The 22,436-nt window shown below is 27.2% G+C and carries 19 protein-coding genes; 11 read left to right on the top strand and 8 right to left on the bottom strand.

What is annotated here, in order from left to right; genetic code table 11:
• Position 1: 1 nt before the first annotated feature.
• Positions 2-2,983 (top strand): transcription-repair coupling factor, encoded by a 2,982-nt coding sequence (mfd, locus tag CQA44_RS00095; RefSeq protein WP_115545255.1) that lies wholly within the window; start codon positions 2-4, stop codon positions 2,981-2,983.
• Entirely contained in the window at positions 2,980-3,783 is an 804-nt protein-coding gene (locus tag CQA44_RS00090; protein ID WP_115545254.1) for a TIGR00282 family metallophosphoesterase, read from the top strand. Before mfd ends, CQA44_RS00090 begins: the two co-directional genes overlap by 4 nt.
• Here the strand turns inward: CQA44_RS00090 and CQA44_RS00085 are convergent.
• From CQA44_RS00085 to tsaD, 5 genes are all read right to left on the bottom strand, one after another.
• Entirely contained in the window at positions 3,778-4,026 is a 249-nt protein-coding gene (locus CQA44_RS00085; RefSeq protein WP_115545253.1) for an RNA-binding S4 domain-containing protein, read from the bottom strand. The two genes, CQA44_RS00090 and CQA44_RS00085, sit on opposite strands and share 6 nt — an antisense overlap.
• The gene (locus CQA44_RS00080; RefSeq protein WP_115545252.1) at positions 4,013-4,450 is read right to left on the bottom strand and encodes a hypothetical protein; all 438 of its coding nucleotides are present in this window, start codon (positions 4,448-4,450) and stop codon (positions 4,013-4,015) included. The genes CQA44_RS00085 and CQA44_RS00080 overlap by 14 nt, the downstream gene beginning before the upstream one ends.
• Complete coding sequence (locus CQA44_RS00075) at positions 4,447-4,881, bottom strand: Sua5/YciO/YrdC/YwlC family protein (RefSeq protein ID WP_115545251.1); 435 nt, start codon at positions 4,879-4,881, stop codon at positions 4,447-4,449. Before CQA44_RS00075 ends, CQA44_RS00080 begins: the two co-directional genes overlap by 4 nt.
• Positions 4,878-8,147, bottom strand: a complete 3,270-nt coding sequence (gene carB, locus CQA44_RS00070; protein ID WP_115545250.1) for a carbamoyl-phosphate synthase large subunit — start codon at positions 8,145-8,147, stop codon at positions 4,878-4,880. The genes CQA44_RS00075 and carB overlap by 4 nt, the downstream gene beginning before the upstream one ends.
• A 69-nt stretch (positions 8,148-8,216) precedes the next feature.
• On the bottom strand, positions 8,217-9,212 hold the full coding sequence (gene tsaD / locus CQA44_RS00065) for a tRNA (adenosine(37)-N6)-threonylcarbamoyltransferase complex transferase subunit TsaD (RefSeq protein ID WP_115545249.1): 996 nt from the start codon (positions 9,210-9,212) through the stop codon (positions 8,217-8,219).
• A gap of 94 nt (positions 9,213-9,306) precedes the next feature.
• On the opposite strand from tsaD, the gene CQA44_RS00060 reads away from it, so the two are divergent.
• The 7 genes from CQA44_RS00060 to CQA44_RS00030 all read left to right on the top strand — a co-directional run bounded on the left by CQA44_RS00060 (position 9,307) and on the right by CQA44_RS00030 (position 18,028).
• A complete protein-coding gene (locus CQA44_RS00060; protein WP_115545248.1) occupies positions 9,307-10,284 on the top strand; it encodes an agmatine deiminase family protein in 978 nt (325 codons plus the stop codon).
• Positions 10,285-10,380: 96 nt separating this feature from the next.
• The gene (locus CQA44_RS00055) at positions 10,381-11,046 is read left to right on the top strand and encodes a response regulator transcription factor (RefSeq protein WP_115545247.1); all 666 of its coding nucleotides are present in this window, start codon (positions 10,381-10,383) and stop codon (positions 11,044-11,046) included.
• Positions 11,047-11,102: 56 nt separating this feature from the next.
• Entirely contained in the window at positions 11,103-12,236 is a 1,134-nt protein-coding gene (locus tag CQA44_RS00050; RefSeq protein ID WP_147289735.1) for an ATP-binding protein, read from the top strand.
• Positions 12,233-14,845, top strand: a complete 2,613-nt coding sequence (locus CQA44_RS00045; RefSeq protein WP_115545245.1) for an HD domain-containing phosphohydrolase — start codon at positions 12,233-12,235, stop codon at positions 14,843-14,845. Before CQA44_RS00050 ends, CQA44_RS00045 begins: the two co-directional genes overlap by 4 nt.
• A gap of 9 nt (positions 14,846-14,854) precedes the next feature.
• Positions 14,855-16,168 carry a glutamate--tRNA ligase gene (gene gltX, locus CQA44_RS00040; RefSeq protein ID WP_115545244.1) on the top strand — a complete coding sequence of 438 codons (1,314 nt, stop codon included), beginning with the start codon at positions 14,855-14,857 and terminating at the stop codon, positions 16,166-16,168.
• A gap of 2 nt (positions 16,169-16,170) precedes the next feature.
• A complete protein-coding gene (locus tag CQA44_RS00035; protein ID WP_115545243.1) occupies positions 16,171-16,461 on the top strand; it encodes a YggT family protein in 291 nt (96 codons plus the stop codon).
• Positions 16,448-18,028, top strand: a complete 1,581-nt coding sequence (locus CQA44_RS00030) for a lytic transglycosylase domain-containing protein (protein WP_115545242.1) — start codon at positions 16,448-16,450, stop codon at positions 18,026-18,028. The genes CQA44_RS00035 and CQA44_RS00030 overlap by 14 nt, the downstream gene beginning before the upstream one ends.
• Positions 18,029-18,030: 2 nt before the next feature.
• Here CQA44_RS00030 and CQA44_RS00025 read toward each other — a convergent pair whose 3' ends face one another.
• The 3 genes from CQA44_RS00025 to galE form a co-directional block, all read right to left on the bottom strand.
• Positions 18,031-18,480: a Spy/CpxP family protein refolding chaperone gene (locus tag CQA44_RS00025; protein WP_115545241.1), complete on the bottom strand. Its 450-nt coding sequence runs from the start codon at positions 18,478-18,480 to the stop codon at positions 18,031-18,033.
• 123 nt (positions 18,481-18,603) lie between these two features.
• Complete coding sequence (locus tag CQA44_RS00020) at positions 18,604-19,647, bottom strand: glycosyltransferase family 4 protein (RefSeq protein WP_115545240.1); 1,044 nt, start codon at positions 19,645-19,647, stop codon at positions 18,604-18,606.
• Between the two features lie 5 nt (positions 19,648-19,652).
• Entirely contained in the window at positions 19,653-20,681 is a 1,029-nt protein-coding gene (gene galE / locus CQA44_RS00015; protein WP_115545239.1) for a UDP-glucose 4-epimerase GalE, read from the bottom strand.
• A 111-nt stretch (positions 20,682-20,792) separates the two neighbouring features.
• On the opposite strand from galE, the gene CQA44_RS00010 reads away from it, so the two are divergent.
• Positions 20,793-21,248 (top strand): acyl-CoA thioesterase, encoded by a 456-nt coding sequence (locus CQA44_RS00010; RefSeq protein ID WP_115545238.1) that lies wholly within the window; start codon positions 20,793-20,795, stop codon positions 21,246-21,248.
• A 19-nt stretch (positions 21,249-21,267) separates the two neighbouring features.
• A partial coding sequence (locus CQA44_RS00005; RefSeq protein WP_147289734.1) for a sulfatase-like hydrolase/transferase occupies positions 21,268-22,436 on the top strand: 1,169 nt, incomplete at its 3' end.

Below are 22,436 nucleotides of genomic sequence, written 5' to 3'. Positions count from 1 at the left end.
TTTGATAAATTCTAATTTTTATAGAGAATTAAATCAAAATAATGGTTATAGAATTTTTATCTTCAAAGATTATAATGAAGCTAGAGGGGCTTTTGAGGTTTGTAAATATAAAAAGTTTATCGACCCAAAATTTCCTAATTTTTATCTTTTAAATGAATTTAGGGCAAAAAGAGGAGATGACTTAAGAAGCTATTCATTTGAGCTTGGAGAAATGCTTTATAATCTCTCAAAATTTTATCATAATAGCAATTCACTGCTTTTAGCTCCCCTACATTCTATACTTCACCCACTTCCAAAGCTAAAATGGCTAGAATCTATACATTTAGAGCTAAATAAAGAATGTAATTTTTCAAACTTAATTGATAAATTAATATATTATGGATATGAAAGACTAGACTTAATTCACGCACCAAAGGAAATGGCAATACACGGTGATATTATTGATATTTTTTCTCATAATTTTGATAATCCTCTTAGAATCTCATTTTTTGATAATGAAATTGAGAGTATTAAATTTTTTGATGTTGTTACGCAGAAATGTTTTGGTAATAATATAACAAATATTGACATTTTTCCTGCATTATTTTCTTTAGATAGTGATGAATTTGATAGTTTAGAAGAAGAGGTTAAAAATAGCTCGTTTGATGCTTTTATTAAAGATATACATAGTCTTGGATTTTGGTTTATAGATGAACCTTTAATTAGCAAGCAATTTAAGAGTTTGATTAGTCCAACTGCTTTTAATGAATTAAAAGAATTAGAAGCTTTAGAAACTTTATCATATCTTGATTTCGATTTTTTAAAAAGCATTAATAAATTAGAATTAGTTAATACCTATACTGATATAGAATCTAGCAATTCTTTATCAAGCATAATCTCTCTTCATAAAAATAAATCTCTTACTATTTTAAGTAAAAATGAATTATTATTAAATAACTTAGAGATTCCAGCAAATGCAAAAATAATAAAAGAATATATTAGTTTAAATATTATAACTCCAAATGAGTTAATCTTATCGCTTAATAAAATATCAAAATTAAAAGCAAGACAAAATAAAACCATTAGATTAAATGAATTAAATAATGGTGATTATATTGTTCATAGTGATTATGGTATAGGGATATTTAATGGTATTGTGCAAACTAGTGTATTAGGCAATACTAGTGATTTTATTGAGATTTTATATCTAAATAATGACAAACTTCTCATTCCAACACATAATTTGAATTTAATTGATAAATATATTGCAAACACTTCATCAATCCCTGTGTTAGATAAATTAGGTAAGGGTAGTTTTGCAAAGATTAAAGAAAAGGTTCGTCCAAAGTTATTAGAGATTGCAAAAGAAATTATAGATATTGCAGCTCAAAGGGAGTTAATTAAAGGTAAAGTAATAGATACTAATAATGTAGAGAATCTTATATTTAAACAAAGTAGTAATTTTGAGCTTACCACAGACCAAGATAAAAGTATTAATGAAATTTTTAATGATTTATCTAGTGGTAGAGTTATGGATAGGCTTTTAATTGGTGATGTTGGATTTGGTAAGACAGAAGTGGCTATGAATGCAATTTTTGCAGTTGTAAAGAGTGGATTTCAGGCTTCTCTTATAGTTCCCACCACACTTTTATCAAATCAGCACTTTAAAAGTTTAAAAACTAGATTTGAAAAATTTAATATCAAAATTGCAAAATTAGATAGATTTGCTAAATCTAAAAAAACAATACTAGATGGTTTAAAAAATGGAGATATTGAAGTTATTGTAGGCACTCATAGTTTATTAAATGCTAGTTTTAAAAATCTTGGTTTAGTTGTGCTTGATGAAGAGCATAAATTTGGAGTAAAGCAAAAAGAAAAGCTAAAAAATCTAACAAAAGATGTTCATATTTTATCAATGTCAGCTACACCAATACCAAGAACATTAAATTTAGCACTCTCTCATATTAAAACGCAATCAAGCTTAAACACCCCACCAAGTATTAGAGTTCCTCCCAAGACTTTTGTTAAAAATTATAATGATATGGTTTTAAAAGATGCAATTTTAAGAGAGCTTAGACGAAATGGACAGATATTTTATATTCATAATAATATTACAAGTATTACTAGCAGAAAAAATGAGATTTTAAAAATACTACCAAAATTAAAGATTGCAATTTTGCATTCAAAGATAAATGAGAGCGAAACTGAAAGCATTATGATAGGTTTTGCAAATGGTGAATTTGATGTATTACTCTCAACCTCTATTGTAGAATCAGGCATTCATCTTCCAAATGCAAATACTATTATTGTAGATTCTGCTGATTGCTTTGGTATGGCAGATTTACATCAGCTTCGTGGTAGGATTGGAAGGGGAGACAAGGAGGGGTATTGCTATTTTTTTGTAGATGATAAAGATAATATTACAAGTGAAGCAAAAAAGAGATTACTTTCATTAGAATCTAATTCTTTTTTAGGTTCTGGTGGGATTTTATCATATACTGATTTAGAAATTAGAGGTGGTGGTAATATATTAGGTGAGGCACAAAGTGGGCATATAAATAATATTGGTTATAGTCTGTATTTAAAAATGCTAGAAGATAGTATAAATTATCTAAGTGGAAAAGAGATTTTAAATAAGCGAAGTGTAGATGTAAAGTTAAATATTAGTGCGTTTTTAAACTCTAGCATAATACCTTCAGACAGAATAAGGCTTGATTTATATAGAAGGCTCTCAAATATAGAATCTAAAAATGATATATATGATATAGAAGAAGAGATAAATGATAGGTTTGGTAAGTTAGATAGCTTTAGTATGCGATTTTTAAGGCTTATTTTGATTAAATTTATTGCAAATACCTTAAATATCAAAGCTATCTTAAACTATAATCAGCATATAACCATAATATTAAAAAATGATGAAAAAGTTATGTTTGATGCTAGTGATATTGATGATGATTCTATATTAGATGCAGTGCTAGAGTATTTAAGGAAGCAAGAGAAATGATTAAAGTTGGAATAATTGGCGATATTGTTGGAAGAATAGGGAGAAGAATGCTTATAACCAACCTAGCAAAGATAAAAGAGGAATATAATATTGATTTTATAGTTGCAAATACAGAAAATGCTAGTGGAGGCTTTGGTATAAGTTATAAAAATGCAAATGAGATTTTAAAGAGTGGTGTAGATGTTTTAACAGGTGGGAATCATTCTTTTGATAAGACGGATATTATACCATTTATGGATACTTTGCCCATACTGCGTCCTTTAAACTTCCCAAATGAAGTTCCTGGTAGGGGAATTTATATTAAAGATAATATTGCAGTTATTAATGCTATGGGTCATTATGGCATAAATATTAATTTAGATAATGTATTTTTTGCCTTAGAAAATGCAATACAATCTTTACAAAAACAAGGTATTAAAAATATTATTGTTGATTTTCACGCAGAAGCAAGTAGCGAGAAAAGAATGGCTTTTTGTATGTTAAGAGGAAGAATATCTGCATTATTTGGGACGCATACGCATATTGGTAGTGATGATTTACATATTCAAAATGATAGCTTTTATGTTAGTGATTTGGGGCTTTGTGGTGCTTATGATGGCGTTATCGGTATGGATTATGAAGCACCACTTTATAAAGCCAAGATGGGTTATGGAAAATCTTGCTATAAGGTATTAGACAATGGAAATAATATCTTTCAAATGGTAATTTTAAGCATTGAAGATGGAAAATGTAAAGAAGCTTTTAAACTTAGAATCTTAAATAATAGGAGGTTAGATGATATAAGGGCAGTTATTTTATGAAAGTTCTTCTATATAGATATTTTTTGTATTTTTTGGGATATTTTTAATCTCTGGTAGCTTTAAAATTTTGTATTTTTTAGTATATTCTAAAAATTGTATTTCAATTATATCGCCTACTTTTACAAATTTGCTTGATTTTGCTGTAATATTATTTATTTTTATTAATTGATGTTCTATCATATCCTGTGCGATTTTACGCCTCTTTATTAAATTTATGGTGTTTAAAAATTTATCTATTCGCATTTAATGGCACCATTATTATTTTTGGTTCTTTTTTTGTGTTGTAATATAGTTTGTATTTATCTTTATAAATTATCCTTATTCGTTGAGTTTCTCCATTTATTACCATTTTTGCATTTTCTTTTAAAAATATTTTTTCACCCACCTTTACACCTACTTTTGGAATAAAACTTAAAGATAATATTAAGGCAAAAATAAGATATAAATATTTTAAAAAATTACCATTTGCAGTAAATGCAAATCCAGTAAATAATGAAAAAATACCATAAAAAATTAAGTTTAGATTTTGCATAAAGAAGCTATTAAAGTATTCCCTAATACCATAATATGTAAAATAATTTGTGTAGATTCCACCATAAAATAGACATATAGGAAATATTGCAAATATAACACCAAATCCTATTATAGAAAATATTTTATTAATCATCTAATTTTCTTTATTCTATGCTTTGCTTGAAATATTTTAGATGGGGTAGCTTCATATATACCTCTTTTGTCTAAAATAATTATATCTGCTTTGTTTTTTGCAAAAGAATAGCAAAAATTCTCTTTATTTAAATTAGCTGATGAGGAATAAAGCATTCCTCCTAGATTATTTAAAAAATCTAAATGTAAGGAATTTCTAATAACTCTAAATGCTTTTTTATTTGGAAAAATAAAAGTAGTTTTATTAGCTCTTCTTATTGCTTTATTTAAGACATTTGGTATTCTATTTTTTTGCTTAATTAGTGCAATATTGCTAACTTCTATTAATAGCCTTTTGTTTTTTGGACTATTCTTAGCCTTTAAGATGGTGTTTTTGTCTTTGCTTAAGAATCCTGCCGTTGTATCACTTTGTGCTAGAAAGAGTTTTTTCATAGTAGATAATCTTGCAAGGCTTTTGATTTGTATGGGGAGTTTTTCTTTATTTCTCTTATTGCTTTCAACGCTCCTTTTGTTCCAGCAATAGTAGTAAAATAAGGAAGTGATAATCTAACAACTTGCTCTCTAATAATTTTTGCATCATCTTTGCTTGATTTATTATCACTAGTGTTTATTACCATATTAATTTCTTTATTGGTAATTAAGTCATAAATATTTGGTCTCCCCTCGCTTATTTTTAGGACTTTTGTAGCATCTATATTAGCTTCTATTAATGATTTGTAGGTTCCACTTGTGGCAAATATATTAAATCCTAGCTCAAGAAAGCTTTTTGCAAGGCTGGGTAAATGTTTTTTGTCTTTATCCATTAGTGATAATAGCACATTTCCGCTTGTAGGAAGAGGGTAATTTGATGCTATTTGACCCTTTGCAAAACTAACTCCAAATGAATTGCTTATTCCCATAACCTCTCCTGTACTTTTCATTTCAGGACCCAAAAGCACATCAGCACCGCTTAATTTGCTAAAAGGAAATACAGATACTTTTACAGAAGTATGTTCTTTTAAATTTGGTTTATAAATATCATTTTCTTTTATTATTATATTTGATTTATCATAAAAGTTTAGAGCTTCTTTTAAGCTTTTGCCACACATTACTCTAGTTGCAACCTTTGCAAGCGGGATTCCGCTAGTTTTGCTTACAAATGGTGTAGTTCTTGATGCTCTAGGATTAACTTCAATAATATAAATTTGATTATTATGTATAGCATATTGTATATTCATTAATCCTACCACTCCTAGATTTAAACCAACTGTTTTAGTTATATTTTCTATTTCTTTAAGATTTTTATCACTAATGTTTATTGTAGGTATTACACAAGTAGAATCTCCACTATGAATACCTGCTTCTTCTATGTGCTGCATTATTCCAGCTATATATATCTCTTTACCATCACAAATAGCATCTACATCAAGCTCTATTGCACCATCTAAGAATTTATCAATTAAAATAGGATTCTTGTTTCCAATGCTTATTGCCTCATCTATATATAACTTTAATTCATCTTCATTATAAATTATCTTCATAGCTCTCCCACCTAGCACATAGCTGGGGCGAACTAGGATAGGAAAGCCTATCTTAAATGCTATTTTATAGGCATCATCTTTATTAAATGCTATTCCATTTTTAGGTTGTAGTAGATTATTTTCTTCTATAAAATTTGCAAATTTTTCTCTATCTTCAGCTATGTCTATTACTTTTGCACTGCTTCCTATGATATTTACATTTAACAAAGATAGCATTTTTGAGAGTTTTAGAGGTGTCTGCCCACCAAAATGAACTATCACCCCATCTGGCTTTTCTTCTTCAATTATAGAACGCACATACTCAAAAGTTATTGGTTCAAAATATAATACATCACTTGTGTCATAATCTGTGCTAACGGTTTCTGGATTACAATTATACATAATACTTTTAATACCCATATCTGCTAAGGCAAAGCTAGAATGCACACAGCAATAATCAAATTCAATTCCTTGTCCTATACGGTTAGGACCACTGCCTATTATTAGAATCTTACTTTGTTTGTTATTTTTAGTATGATATTTATTATCTTCTACTATATTTTGATTAAAAGGAATGTTTGAGTAAAAATAAGGCGTAATACTTGGAAATTCTCCTGCACAAGTATCAACTTCATTGTAAATATGATTGATATTTAGTTTTTTTCTTGCTTGATATATATCATTTTCATTTAAATCTAAATTATCATTTTTGTTTATAAGATATGTAATCATCTCATCACTAAAACCATTAATTTTTAGCATTCTAAGGCTTTTTTCATTTGTTAAAACTTCGCTAGAAATATTATTTTCACACTTAACCAAATAAGATATTTTTTCCAAAAACCACTTATCAATAAAGCAAATATCATATATTTCATCAATATTTAGACCAAGCCTAAAAGCATCAGCAATATATAAGATTCTATTTGCATTTGGACGACGAATTTCTTTTTTAATAAATTCTATATCATTTGAGATTGAATTAAGACCAAAAAGCCCATTTTCAAGACTACATAAAGCTTTTTGTAAGCTTTGTGTAAAGCTACTGCCAATAGCCATTACTTCACCAATACTTTTCATTGCTGTGCTAAGAGTAGAATCTGCTTTTGGGAACTTTTCAAATGCAAATCTTGGAATCTTAGTAACAATATAATCAATACTAGGCTCAAAACTAGCTGGTGTGCCTGTTATATCATTTTTAATCTCATCAAGCGAAAATCCTACTGCGAGCATTGTAGCTACTTTTGCTATAGGGTATCCTGTAGCTTTAGAGGCAAGAGCAGAGCTTCTAGAAACTCTAGGATTCATTTCAATAACAGTCATTCTGCCATTTTTAGGGCTTATTGCAAATTGGACATTACTTCCACCTGTATCTACACCAATTTCACGTAGGATTTTAAAACTTGCATCACGCATTCGCTGGTATTCTTTGTCTGTAAGTGTAAGTGCTGGAGCAATAGTGATAGAATCTCCAGTATGCACACCCATAGGGTCGAGATTTTCAATACTGCATACAATAATACAATTATCAAATTTATCTCTAATTACTTCCATTTCATATTCTTTCCAGCCAAGTAAAGATTCCTCAATTAGTATTTCATTAATAGGGGAAATATTAAGCCCTTTTTGTGCTAGAGTTTTAAACTCATCAATATTATATGCAACCCCACTTCCACTTCCTGCTAGTGTAAAACTAGCCCTTATAATTAATGGAAATCCAATATCTTTTGCTATCTCTACTGCTTGGTCTAAATTGTAAGCATAGCCACTTTTTGGAACATCTATGCCAATTTTAATCATAGCTTCTTTAAAAATTTTTCTATCCTCACCTTTTTGTATAGCTTTTGGATTTGCACCTAGGAATTTAATATTTTCTAGCATTCCTTTATTATACATACTCATAGCAATGTTTAATGCAGTTTGTCCTCCCATTGTAGGCAAAATTGCATCTATTTTTTCTTTTTGTATTATATCTTTGATGATTTCTTCATTAATAGGCTCTATATATGTTCTATGGGCAAATTCTGGGTCTGTCATAATAGTAGCTGGGTTTGAGTTGATTAAAATTACTCTATAACCTAAATCTTTTAGTGTTTTTGCAGCCTGTGTTCCTGAATAATCAAATTCACAAGCCTGTCCAATTATAATAGGACCTGAACCGATAAGTAGAATGCTATTTATATCTTGTCTTTTTGGCATATTTCCTCGATTTTTAAGTCTTAATAAAAGAGATTCTACTAAACACCACTTAAAACTAGCATTAATTTTTTAAATAAAAATTCTTGAATTAGGCGATATGTCTAGCTTGTCTAAGCCTATAAATTCCTCCATATTATATGCCTCAATAGCACATCTACCAATCATTGCAGCATTATCAGAGCAAAATTCCAATGGAGCAAATAAAATTTCTTTATTAAAATCTTTAGCTAGTGATATTAACTCTTCTCTTAAGGCTAGATTGGCACTAGCCCCTCCAACTACGCCAAAATATTTAATAGATGAATTTTGTAAATAAAGCTTTACTTTTTGAGATATATGAGTAATAGCACTTTTTTGGAAGGCATAGCATATTTCACTGTAATTTAGCACATTAGAATCTCTTTTAAACTCTTTTTCTATTTCAAGTCTTGCAGCATTTTTTAGTCCAGAAAAACTAAATGCTAATTTTTTATTTAAAAGTGGAATTGGAAGATTTATGTTTTTTTTCTTTGCTTGCTTTGCATATTTCTCTATTATAGGACCCCCTGGATAGCCTAAATTTAGCATTTTTGCAACTTTATCAAAAGATTCTCCAAAACTATCATCTAACGTGCTTGCAATAATTTTAATTTCTTTATCATTTTTTGCCTCAAGTAGCAAACTATGTCCGCCTGATAAAAGTAATATTGATATTGGAAAAATAGCATTAGTTTCTAAGAATAGCGAATAAATATGCCCTTTTAGGTGATTTATTGCAATTAATGGGATATTTAGACTTAAGCTTAGAGCTTTTGCCATCATTACACCCTCAATTAATGATACACTTAGACCGGGTTCATTTGTAACTGCTATTGCCTTGATTTTTTTAAAATCATAATCAATGCTAGATAGGATTTTTGGCAAACTTATAGAATGAAGTCTAGAGGCTATTTCAGGAACTATACCACCATATTTTGAATGCTCATTGTCTTGAGATATTTTTCTATGAAATAATAGTTTATAGTTATTAATTTGGTTTAATGCAATACTACTATCATCACAACTACTTTCTATGCTTAAAATCAAAGTCTAATTTTTCCTAAATTTTATTATTTAAATGTTAATTATAGTATTTTAGTTTAGTTAAAATTATAGCTTAAAAATAATAAGGAATATTAAAATGAGTAAAGCTAAATTTAAAGCAGAGTGGGAGAAGCAACAGGCAATAATATTGGCTATGCCTCATAAAAATAGTGATTGGAAGCCATATCTTAAACAAGCACAAAATAAGGTAATAGAATTAATTAAACATATATCAAGATTTGAGAAAGTGATAGTGATATATGAATTTGATAATGATATAAAAAACATACAAAATTTAGCTAATGTAGTTTTTATAAAACTAAAAACTAATGATACTTGGTGTAGGGATTTTGCTCCTCTTAGCTTAGTAAAAAATAATAAGTTAATTTTATTAGATTTTATTTTTAATTCTTGGGGTATGAAATATAGTGCTAATTTTGATAACTTAGTTTCAAAAGAGATTTTTAAAGCAAATATATTTAAAAATGCTACCTTTAAACAAAAAAATTTTATTTTAGAAGGCGGTAGTATAGATAGCAATGGAGAGGTAATATTAACTACTAGTAAATGCCTCTTAGATTATAATAGAAATAAATTAAGCAAAAAAAAGATAGAAAAAAAAATAAAAAAATACCTAAATGTTAGTGAAATATTTTGGCTTGATAATGGTGAGATTATTGGTGATGATACAGATTGTCATATCGATAATCTTGCTAGATTTATTTCAAAAGACACAATAGTTTATTTAAAATGTAATGACAAAAAAGACTATCATTATAAGCCGCTTTGTGCTATGGAGAATGAGTTGAAAAAGCTCCCTTTTAAAATTATTCCAATCCCTATGCCAAAACCTATTTTTTATAAAAATAAGAGGCTTCCAGCTAGTTATATCAATTTTTTATTTATCAATAATGCAATTTTACTTCCAATTTTTAATGATAAGATGGATAAAGAAGTTATTGCTATTTTTAAAGGATTTTTAAAAGACAGAGAAATTATTCCTGTGGATTCTAGAGTGTTTCTTAGGCAAGGTGGTGGTATTCACTGCCTTTCAATGCAGTTTCCATCATTATAATATTAATTTAATTAAGGATATTTAAGAAAAGCCTTATAGTCTTATAATTTATAAAATAAGTAGTATAATTATTAAATTTTATTTTAAAGAGGGAAAATGCACAAATTATTATTAATAGAAGATGATTTAGAAATGCAAAGCCTTATAGTTGCTTATCTAACACAATCTAAATATAATGTAATAGCTACCCATTTGCCTTCAAAAGCATTAGAAATACTACAAGGAAAAGATAATATTGATTTAATTATATTAGATTTAACATTACCTGAAATGGATGGTTTTAAGTTATGCAAAAAGATTCGTAAAATTACTCAAGTGCCAATAATTATCTCAAGTGCTAGAGGCGATGTGTATAATAAAGTTGAAGGTTTTGATAAAGGAGCTGATGACTATTTAGCAAAGCCTTATGAGCCTGTGGAGCTTTTAGTGCGTGTTAATGCTTTACTTAGACGATTAAAGCCAAAAAATATAGAATTTGATAATATGTCAATAAATATTGAGACAAGAAATGTTGTTGTAGATGGAATGAATATTGATTTGACCCCTACAGAATTTGATATATTATTATTTTTAATTGAAAATAGACAAAAGCCAATGAGTAGGGAACAAATAGCAAATAGTATAACAGCAATGAGTGAAGATACTACTTTAAGAAGTATTGATACGCATATTAGAAATATTAGAAGTAAGATTAATGATAACGCAAAAGAGCCCAAATTCATCCAGTCTGTTTGGGGAATAGGCTATAAATTTTGCATTTAAAGCATAAGTTTATATTATTGTCAATTGTGCTTTTTATTGCAAATATAGGCTTTTTTATGAGAACTAATCAAATAATTAGCGAGAGTGAAACTAAGCGAATGCAAAATGAAATAACTGTGTTTGCACAAACACTAATTCCATATTATTTAAATGGAAATTTAAATTTAATTTATAAAATGGGATATAACTTTGGCTATAAAAACATCGATAATATTCCTAGAAACGCACAAATATTAAAAGAAGAATCAAATGGAATCTTATATTTTAAAATTTTTTCTTATGATTCATTTATTGGATTTAGTATATCTTTTTTAGAGGATAGTATTAATTTTGTAAAACAAAAAGATAATAATGCTTGGAATAACTATAAGATTTTAATATTATTATTTCAGCTTGGGCTTATATTTTTATTATTATTTTTCTTGTTTTATCAAATTATGCGTCCATTAAATAAATTGAAAGATAGTATCAATGAATTAAAAAATGGAATCTATGCAAAGAAACTAAAGATTAATCAATATGATGAAATTGGTTTATTGTTTAGAGATTTTAATGAGATGAATGAAAAGATAAGCAGGATGCTAAAGGCTCGCGAGCTAATAACTAGAAATATTGCACATGAGCTTAGAATGCCGCTTGCTAAAATTAAGCTTGCAATTTCTCTGAAAGATGGTGTGGAATTAAAAGAGGATTTAAAAAAATATATAGATTCTCTAAATAGAATAAGCCAAAATATGCTTGAGTTTGAGAGAATCCAATCAGAAGGTTTTGAGTTAAAAAATGATGAGTTTTTAAGTGAAAGTGTTGTTTTTGAAGCACTAAAAGATTTAGGTGGTAATAAAATTAGTCTAAATATAATTAAAAGTATAAAGATAAAAGGTGATTTACATCTATTATCTGTTGCAATAAAAAATCTAATTGAAAATGCGATAAAATATAGTGATGATGGAGTTGTAGATATAGAGTTAAATGAAGAAGGAATAGTTTTTATAAATAAAGGAAAAGAGTTACAAAATGATATTTCATATTATTTTGAGCCATTTTATAGAGGAGATATTACAAAGAGTGGTTATGGGCTTGGTTTATCCATAGTAAAAGAAATAATTTCTTTACATAAGATGAATATTATCTATAAGTATGATTGTGGCAGACATATTTTTATATTATGTTTTAAAAGGAATATTTTTTGAGAGTTGTAAATTTTACTTATGAAGATGGAGAATCACTAAAGAATAAATTAATTCTACTAAAAGAAGAATCTAATATCTTTATACAAATTTTTTGTGGAGCAAGAGAGAAAGATGAGGCTAATTCATTAGTTAAATCTATTTTATCTCATCTTCCACAAGCAAAGATATTAGTTAGTTCTTCTTTTGCAGAAATTTCTGATGGAAATTTTTATAAGAATAAAACTTCTATCTGTGTGTCTATATTTAAAAAAACCACAATAAAAACAATGTCTTTTAAAGAAAATAATCCCCTTAGTGTTGCCGATGAAATTACAAGTAAATTAATTAGCCCAAATACCAAGCTTTTGATTGTTTTTGGTAATACTATGCAGTTTAATACAAATAAGTTACTATATTATTTAACCAAAAATATACCACACATTATTGTTGCAGGAGGTAATGCCTCTGATGACTTAGCATTTAAAAATACTTTTGTTGGCACAAATGAAGGCATAAGTGATGTATTATTGGCGTGTGCTGTTCTTGATAGTGATGTATTGCAAGTATTTCAAGATTATATTTTTGAGTATGTTAGAATTGGGCTTGATATGGTTGTTACTGAATGTGAGGAGGGTGGTATTATTAAAAAGATTAATAATACCCCAATAATAGATATTTATAAAAGATATTTAGGAAAATATATTGCTGATACTTTGCCTGAAAATGGATATGAATTTCCTCTTACATTTTATGATGGCGATTTATTAGTTGGAAGGTCTGCATTTATTAGAAATCAAGATGGTTCACTTAGATATGGAGGAGATGTTAAAAAAGGCACAAAGGTAAAGTTTGGAGTTGCTTCATCACTGGATGTTGTAAATGGAGTAAGTAAGAAGTTAGCTAAATTAGCTACTAAAAATATCGATGCTTTTTATGTGTATTCTTGCGTTTCTAGGTATTTATATTCTAAAGATACGGTTTTGGATTATAATATAAAGGCTTTTAATAATATTGCACCTATGAGTGGATTTTTTACATATGGCGAGATTTATCATACTAATGATAAAAATTATATCTTAAATAATACAAATACATATATTGCATTAAGTGAGGGTATCAATGAACCAAAGACAAATACAATCCATGAATTAGAGCCTAAATCAGGTATATTTGATGTAATTATCTATGGACTTAGGAATCTTAGTTTTGTATCAAATAATGATTATTTAGAGGTTATGAGTATTTTCAAGCAATATAAAGACTTGCTTGAAAAGAGTTTAATATTAGTTTATTTTAATAATAATGGTGAGATTATAGATGCAAATAATTTATTTTTAAAGATATCTAAATATAAAAGAGAAGAAATTATTGGCAAAAAATTTTCTTCATTAATCAGTAAAGATTCTATTAATAATATAGATAATATTTGGAATGTAATAAAATCTAGAGAGACTTTTCAAGGAGTTTTAAAAAATAAGTCAGCAGATTCTAGTAGTTTTTATACAAAGACTATTATAAAGCCAATAATAAACTCTAAAGATGAGGTTATGCTATATGTTTGTACTATGGATGATATAACAGAGCTTGAGATTAATAAACAGAACTTACAAAATAGTGTAAATATTTTGACTGAAGTATCTCTTCAAAAAGATAATGTAATTGAAAATTATCAAACATTATTAGATAGAAGTACTGCTATGGTTAGAATAAAAGGTGAGAGGTTTATTGATGTAAATAAGAGCTGTGAAGACATGTTTGGATACACTAAGATTCAGATGCTAGATAAGCATATTTCTCTTATTTTTAAACCAAGTAAGGATATACCAAATATTTTAAATACTATTAAAAATGTGCTTAGGGAAAAGGGCTATGCGAAGTTTTATCTAAATTGTATAGATAGTAAAAATAACCCATTATATGTTCAAATTTACCTTATGGCGATAAAAAGCTCTCCAAACTCATCTACTTATGATGAGGCTATTGCAATTTTGCATAATGTAACAGAACTTTTTAAAATGCAACAAGAATTAGAAGATGTGCAAAAAGAAGTTTTATATGCTATGGGAACTATTAGCGAGGGTAGAAGCAGAGAAACAGGAAATCATATAAAAAGAGTAGCAGAATATACATATTTATTAGCTAATCTTTATGGTTTAGATAAAAAACAAGCAGAATTGCTAAAAATAGCCTCTCCAATGCATGATATAGGCAAACTTGCAATTCCTGATGCTATTCTTAATAAGCCAGGCAAATTAACTGATGAAGAGTTTGATATTATGAAAACTCACGCACAAAAAGGCTATGATATGCTTTGTTGGTCTAATAGAGCAATCTTAAAAACTGCTGCAGAAATAGCCTTAACTCACCACGAATGGTGGAATGGCAAAGGTTACCCTAGAGGTTTAAGGGGAGAGGAAATACCGTTATGTGGTAGGATAGTTGCTGTTGCAGATGTATTTGATGCTCTAAGTCAGGATAGATGTTATAAAAAAGCTTGGCCTATTAATGAAGTAATTGAGCATATGGTAAAGAATAAAGATATTCAGTTTGATGGAAGAATTATTGATTTGTTAGTAAAAAATATTGATGATTTCTTAAATATCAAAACTATATATGAAGATAAATTTTAAAGGATAATAATGCTTCGTTTTGCCCCAAGTCCAACAGGAGATATGCACATAGGAAATCTTCGTGTTGCGATATTAAACTATATTATTGCAAAACAATTAAAACAAGATTTTTTAATTAGGATTGAAGATACCGATAAAAATAGAAATATTAAAGGTAAGGATAAGGAAATATTATCTTTATTAAACTTATTTGGTTTATTTTGGGATAGACTTGTTTATCAAAGTGATAATTTTAAGCAGCATAATATAATCGCAAATGAGCTTATTAAAAATAATAAGGCATTTTATTGCTATGCAACTAAAGAGTTTTTAGAGCAAAAAAAGCAAGAGGCAATAGAGCAAAAAAAAGCTTTTAGATATAAGGATTCTTGGGCTTTAGTATGTAGAGATGAGAATCTAAACCCTAGTATTCGTCTAAAAGGTGCTAGTAGTAATATAAAATTTTATGATGAAATTAAGGGTGAATGTGAATTTAATCAAAATGAAATTGATAGTTTTGTAATTATTAGAGATGATGGAGTTCCAACTTATAATTTTGCTTGTAGTGTAGATGATATGCTTTATGATATAAACTTTATTATAAGAGGAGAAGATCACACTTCAAACACTCCAAAACAGATTTTAATTAGAAAATTTATTGGTTATGATAAGAAAATAAAATATGCTCATCTTCCTATAATATTAAATAAAGATGGCAAAAAAATGAGTAAAAGAGATAATGAATCAAGTGTCAAATGGCTATTAGAGCAAGGATATTTGCCAAAGGCAATATTAAATTATTTGCTTTTAATGGGTAATAAGACAAAAGAAGAAATTTTCACATTAAATGAAGCGATAAAATGGTTTGATTTATCAAAACTTTCAAAATCACCAGTTAGATTTGATATAGACCAACTTAGATACATAAATAGGGAACATTTAAAGAGACTAAATGAAAAAGATATGGCATTATTATTAGAATCTAATGATTTAAGCATTGGTGCGTTAGGTAAGATTTATTTAGAAGAGTCTAGCACTTTAAATGAAATTAGAGATAAAATAGAAAAGATAATATCAAAGAAAGTAATTATAGATGAGGTAAAAATATATGAGGATAAAATCTTACTTTTAAGAGGTATTATCATAGGTTTAATAGAAAATAATAGTGATGTATTAAATGATTTTAATACTTTTAAAAAAGAGGTTTCAAAAATTTCTAATCTTAAAGGAAAAGAATTGTTTATGCCATTAAGATTCCTTCTTACAGGAGCATTAAATGGACCTCATTTAAATGATTTGTATCCATATTTAAGGTTTTATTTAAAAGATATTATAGGGGATTAAATTTGATTTTTACTACATTTTTAGAAGCAATTGCAACAATATTGCATTATTTGATTAGCATTTATATTTGGGTTATTATAGTTTCTGCATTACTTAATTTAGTTCAAGCGAATCCATATAATGTTATTGTAGATTTTTTATATCGCATTACAGAGCCACTTTATATTCAAGTTAGAAAGATTATACCAACAGCATTTGGCGGGATTGATATTGCACCTTTTGTTATTATCGTATTATTAAAATTTATAGACTTATTTTTTGTAAGGGTCTTGTTTAATTATGCAAACTTATAAATTACTTATTATTGCTTTAAGTTTTAATTTTTTATTTAGCATTGATATAGGTTTTATAGAATCTAAGCCAAAAGCTATTCCTAGAGATTTTTATATATATCAATATTTACAAAATGATATTAGTAAAGAAGATGCTTTAAAGTTATATGATTTAATAGACCATCAAAACTCAAAAATTATTAATATACTAAAAAGTAAGATTCCAAATGAAATGTTGCCAAAAGAACTATTATGCAAGTCTATGAGTTATAAAGAGTTGGTTAAAAGCGATGATGAATGTTTTAATATTGGATTTAAGTTAGATTATGCAAAAGAAATAGATTCTAAGAATTTGAAGCGTTTGAGTAATGAAAAGACTTTGCGATACATTAATATTTTAAAATCAAAAAATACTTTAGAGATTCTTTTAAAAAATAGTGGAGAAGATTTTAGTGTAATTTATAATTCCATAAAATCTAAAGCGAATATTTTTAATATTGCTCCAAAAAATATAGTAGAAATTTCTAATAAAAATTACTTAAAATCTCTCTATCATCTAATAATCAGTAAGCAATATCCAAAATTTACACAAGCTTTATTAAAGATAAATGTTGTTGGAGTAGATGATTGGAGTTTTTATGCACTTGGATTAAATGAATTAGAATTTGGTAGCAAACAAAAAGCAATGAAGTATTTTAGTCTAGTTCAAAAGGATACTAAAATCAAACTTTTGCGTGATAAAGCCCTATTTTGGCAATATAAAATTAGCTCAAAAATTGAATTTTTAAAGTCTCTATCTCAAAGTGATAATTTTAACTTATATTCACTATATGCAGTAAAAAAACTAAATGTAGAACCAAAATATTATCTTATCTTTGATAATAATAAATTATTTAAAAATATTAATAAATCAAAAGCACCTTTTAACATACAAAATCCGTTTGAATGGCAGATTATTAGTTCAAATATATCGCAAGTAAAGGATAAAGAAGCTTTGGTTGGCATTTCAAAATTATTTTATTATAAGGATACTTTGCCACATTTAATCTATGTGCTAAATAGGTATTTTAATTTTTCTAAAAGTTTTTTTGTAATGCCATATAAAGATGATTTAATATGTGATGATATTAATTTAGTATATGCTGTTGCAAGGCAAGAGAGTGGGTTTATACCATCTGCTATATCTAAGTCTTATGCACTTGGCATTATGCAAATCATATCATCTAATGTAGATAATTTTGCCAAAGAACAAAATATCTCAAATATAACATTTGATAACATGTTTGAGCCAAAAATATCATTACAATTTGGTGCTTATTATTTAACTCATCTTAAAAAAGAATTTAAACACCCACTTTTTGTTGCCTATGCTTATAATGGCGGACCTACATTTATAAGAAATTATCTAAAAAATAAAAATGTTTTTGATGCTAAAAATAAACTTGACCCTTGGCTAAGTATGGAATTTATCCCTTATGAAGAGAGCAGATTCTATGCTTTAAATGTGATAGCAAATTATATTGTCTATAATGAAATTAACGGTAATATTATTGATATAGAGAGTTTTTTAAAAGAAGTATTAAGGTAGTATTAAAAATCAATATTTTGTTGTTTGAATTCTCCAAAAGTTTTATTGTTATTTTCTAGGGTGTTTATATTTCTATTTTGTTTATTTATACTTGTGCTAAATTTCTTTCTTTGTTCTTTATTTAATATATCATATACATTCATTATAAATTCTTGCTCAACCCTAACCCTTTCTGATGACAATATATTATCTTGCATGAGTTCTATTGAATGTCTCTCTAATGATGAGTTTGCAAAATTTTTCATAATTTCATCACTATTTTTTTTAACATCAATATACCATTGCTTTAAGAATGTATGGTGTTTTTTTATGATATTCCTTAATTCTTTCTCTTGTTCTTTATTTAAATCTAACTCACGAATTTCGTCATAAATATTTTCTAAAAAACCATTTAAATGATCTGCTTTTACACAAACTAACAAAACAATACATAGGATATGCAAAATCTTCATTTAATACCTTTTAAAATTTTACATTATTCTAAATCAGAATTATTAATTTTTTATTAATATAATTAAATTGATAATTTATTAATTTGTTATAGGGCATTAATTTCTCATATAAATTTCTAAAAATTATATTTTTAATTTTTTAAATCTAATAATTCTAAAATAAATATATAAATAAAGCATTATAAATATACATATTAATGTAATTAAAATTACAATATTGTCAAAAAATATAATACCTAAAAATAAAAATGGTAAGTTAAGTAGCCATATTAGAATTGAAGTTTTGTAATTTGAGCGAGTGATTCTTTTGTATAAGAGCATATGAAAGTGTATACCATCAGGTTCCATTGCAGACATATCGCGTAAAATCTTTTTTCTCCACATAGAAAATAATACCTCAAATACAGGATATATCATTATACATAGACCAAACCACGCACTAACTTTGTATTCACTAGCATTTATATTTTGAGTAAGCTTTATTAATAAAAATGATAATAAAAAACCTATTAAATATGCCCCACCATCACCTAAAAAAATCTTACCATTTGGGAAGTTTAACATCATAAATCCAAGTATAGAACCAATAGTTATAATACATATATATAAAATTTCTATATTACCAACAATATAACTAACAATTGCAATGCTAATTAATGCTAATATGCTATATCCACCTGCCAAGCCATTAAATCCATCAATAATATTAACTGCATTAATTATTCCTACAATACAAAATATGCTAAATATTATGCCTGCATAATAAGGTATATTAAATCCAATATCAATAATCACACAATCAAATAAAATAATTGCACTACTAGCTCCTGCAATTTGAAGTAAGAGCCTTTTCTTTGGACTTAATGAGTTATGAAAATCTTCCAAGATTCCACTTAAAAATACTAAAGTAGTAGGTATTAAAAGCCCCAAATATTTATATTTTATTCCAAGCAAAAGCCCAATAATGATAGCTATAAATATACCAACACCTCCTGCACGAGGTATGTCTCCATAGTGCATTTTTTGAGGCTTTGATATAGAATCTTTATCAAGTAATATGCCTCTTTGTTTTGAATATTTGATAATAAACATACATAGCAACATTGCACAAAAAAAACATACAAGAAAGACTTCTGTTAAAAAAACAACTTCATATGTTTTTAGCATAATTATTATTTTCCTAAATTAATTTCCCAGTCATATGCACTTTTTATGATATAGTTAATATCATTATATTTTGGCTTCCAAGATGTTAAAGATAATATCTTGCTATTATCTGCTACTAGATTTGCTGGATCTCCACTCCTTCTACTAGCATTTAATACTTTAAAATCAATATTGCTAATTTCTTTAACTTTATTAATTATTTCTTTTACACTATAACCATTGTTATACCCAACATTAAAAACCTCACTTTGCTTGTTATTTTGCAAAAATTCATAAGAGCTAAGATGAGCTAATGCTAAGTCATCAATATGAATATAGTCTCTAATGCAAGTTCCATCTTTAGTGTTATAATCATCTCCAAAAATACTCATAACCTCTCTTTTGTTGGTAGCACATTCACAGGCAATTTTAATTAAATGTGTGGCATTTTTACTTCTTTGTCCTAAGCCATATTTTGTATTTCTAAATTCATTTTGGCTTAAAGCGCCTGCTACATTGAAATATCTAAGTGCTACATAATTAAAGTTTTTATATGCTTTTGAAGTATCTTTTAGGATTATTTCACTCATCATTTTTGAGTTTCCATAAGGATTGATTGGCATAAGTTGCGTACCTTCACTAACAGGAATCTTTTTTGGTTCTCCATAAACTGCCGCAGTAGAGCTAAAAATAAATTTATTTACTCCAAATTCTATACATAAATTTATTAAAGCAAGAGTATTTTTTGTATTATTTAAATAGTATAAAAGAGGCTTGATTGTAGATTCTTCAACTATTAGTGAGGCTGCAAAATGAACCACTGCATCAAAGATATTATTTTTGAATAAATCTTTCATTTCATTTTCGTTTGATAAATCTAGTTTTATAAAGGAGATTCTATCTTTAAACTTATATTTCAAGAATTCAATATTTTCTATAAAACCACTGCTTAAGTTATCAATAACAGTAATATTAGAATCTAAATTTGAAAGAAATGTAAAAGCGGTATGTGAGCCTATATAACCGCCAGCACCAGTGAATAATATGTTTTTCAAAAGTAACCTTTAATGAAAATTTATAAAATTATACAATAAAGTTTAATATATTTTAAAGCCTTAATAATTAAAAATATATTCATTAAAATGAAGTTAATTTAAGGATAAATTATGGAAAATATTTTTGATAGAAAGTCTCTCACAATGACTATTTTAATGACACCAGAGTTGTCAAACTTTAGTGGTGTAGTTCATGGTGGGCATTTAATGAGAATGTTAGATCAAGTGGCTTATGCGTGTGCTACAAGGTATTGTGGTGTTGATGTGGTAACTGTGTATGTAGATGATATAAGTTTTAAACAGCCAATTCCTATTGGGAATCTTGTAACTTTTCTTGCAAGGGTTAATTATACAGGCAAATCATCTATGGAAGTAGGCATTAAAGTAATAGCTGAAGATATTAAAAATCGCACAGCAACACATACCAATAGTTGCTATTTTACTATGGTAGCACTTGATCCAGATGGTATTCCTCTTGAGATTGATAAATTAACTCCAGAAACAGAAGATGAAATAAGGAGATATGAAGCAGCTTTAGAGCGTAAAAAAACGCGTAAAGCTAAATAGTATTTTCTAAGGCTATATTTTGAAAAATAAAATATTGTTATTTTTAATTTTTACTATAAGTTTTTTTTCATCAGTATTTCTTTTTGGTTCTTTTTATTATAAGTATGGAATTTCAATAGAGCAAATTATTTTTCTATTGTCTTTTCCTATGACAGGTTTAGATGATGCTGTTAGTAAAATAATATTTGTAGATACTTTGATTTATATAGTTATTCCAAGTTTTATACTTTCATTATTTATTACATTTTTGCCAAATATCTTTTCTTTTCTTAAAAATAATAGCTTAATTACTAAACTAGCTAATGATATTAAAAATCACAACATTGCCCTTAGGATTAGCATATCAATTTGTTTTTTGATTGTATCACTTAATATTTTAGAAAATAAATTTCAAGTCTTTAATTACCTATATAGTTATTTTTTCAAAGAATATTCTAACTTTTATGAGCAAAATTATATTACTCCTAATGTAAGTAAGCTAAATAAGCCTAGAAATTTAATAATAATATTTGCAGAATCTATGGAATCTACCTATTCATCTAAAAATATACCTTCTAATATTTTAATGCAAAACAGAGGTGGTGATATAATAGGTAATAGTATTTCCAAAGAGTATTCACCCTTTGATGAGTTGATACCAAATTTAAGTAGATTTGCTAGTGATTGGATAAACTTTAGTAATACGGATGTAGTAGGAGGTATTATCCAAAATCCGGGTAGTTCTGTAACAATAGCAGGTCTTATATCTTATTTATGCGGGATTCCATTAAATTTACCTAAAGGCGGTGTTCAAAGTAGGAAGAAAACTTATTTAGAGAATGTTATTTGCATTGGTGAAGTATTAAGTAGTTATGGTTATAATCAAGCAGCAATTCAGGGTGCAGATTCTATCTTTAGCGGACATAATAGCTTTTTTGCAAAGCAGAATATAAAAATGTTAGATGTTAATTATTTTAAACAAAATGGTTTTATTTCTAAAAACTATACTAAAAACTGGGGAATGGAAGATGCCAAGGTTTTTGCAGGAGCAAAGAATTACCTCTCGTCATATAAAGAAAATATTCCTTTTGCATTATATATATCTACTCTTGATACCCACTTTCCAAATGGTTATGTTGATAAAGATTTTTGTAGTGATTTAGAGTTTGGTTACTCTAGTGCTATAAAGTGTTCTGATAGAATTATAAG

Source organism: Helicobacter sp. MIT 14-3879 (assembly GCF_003364125.1).
The sequence above is the reverse complement of the archived record's forward strand: the minus strand, read 5'-3'. Positions and strand labels throughout refer to the sequence as shown.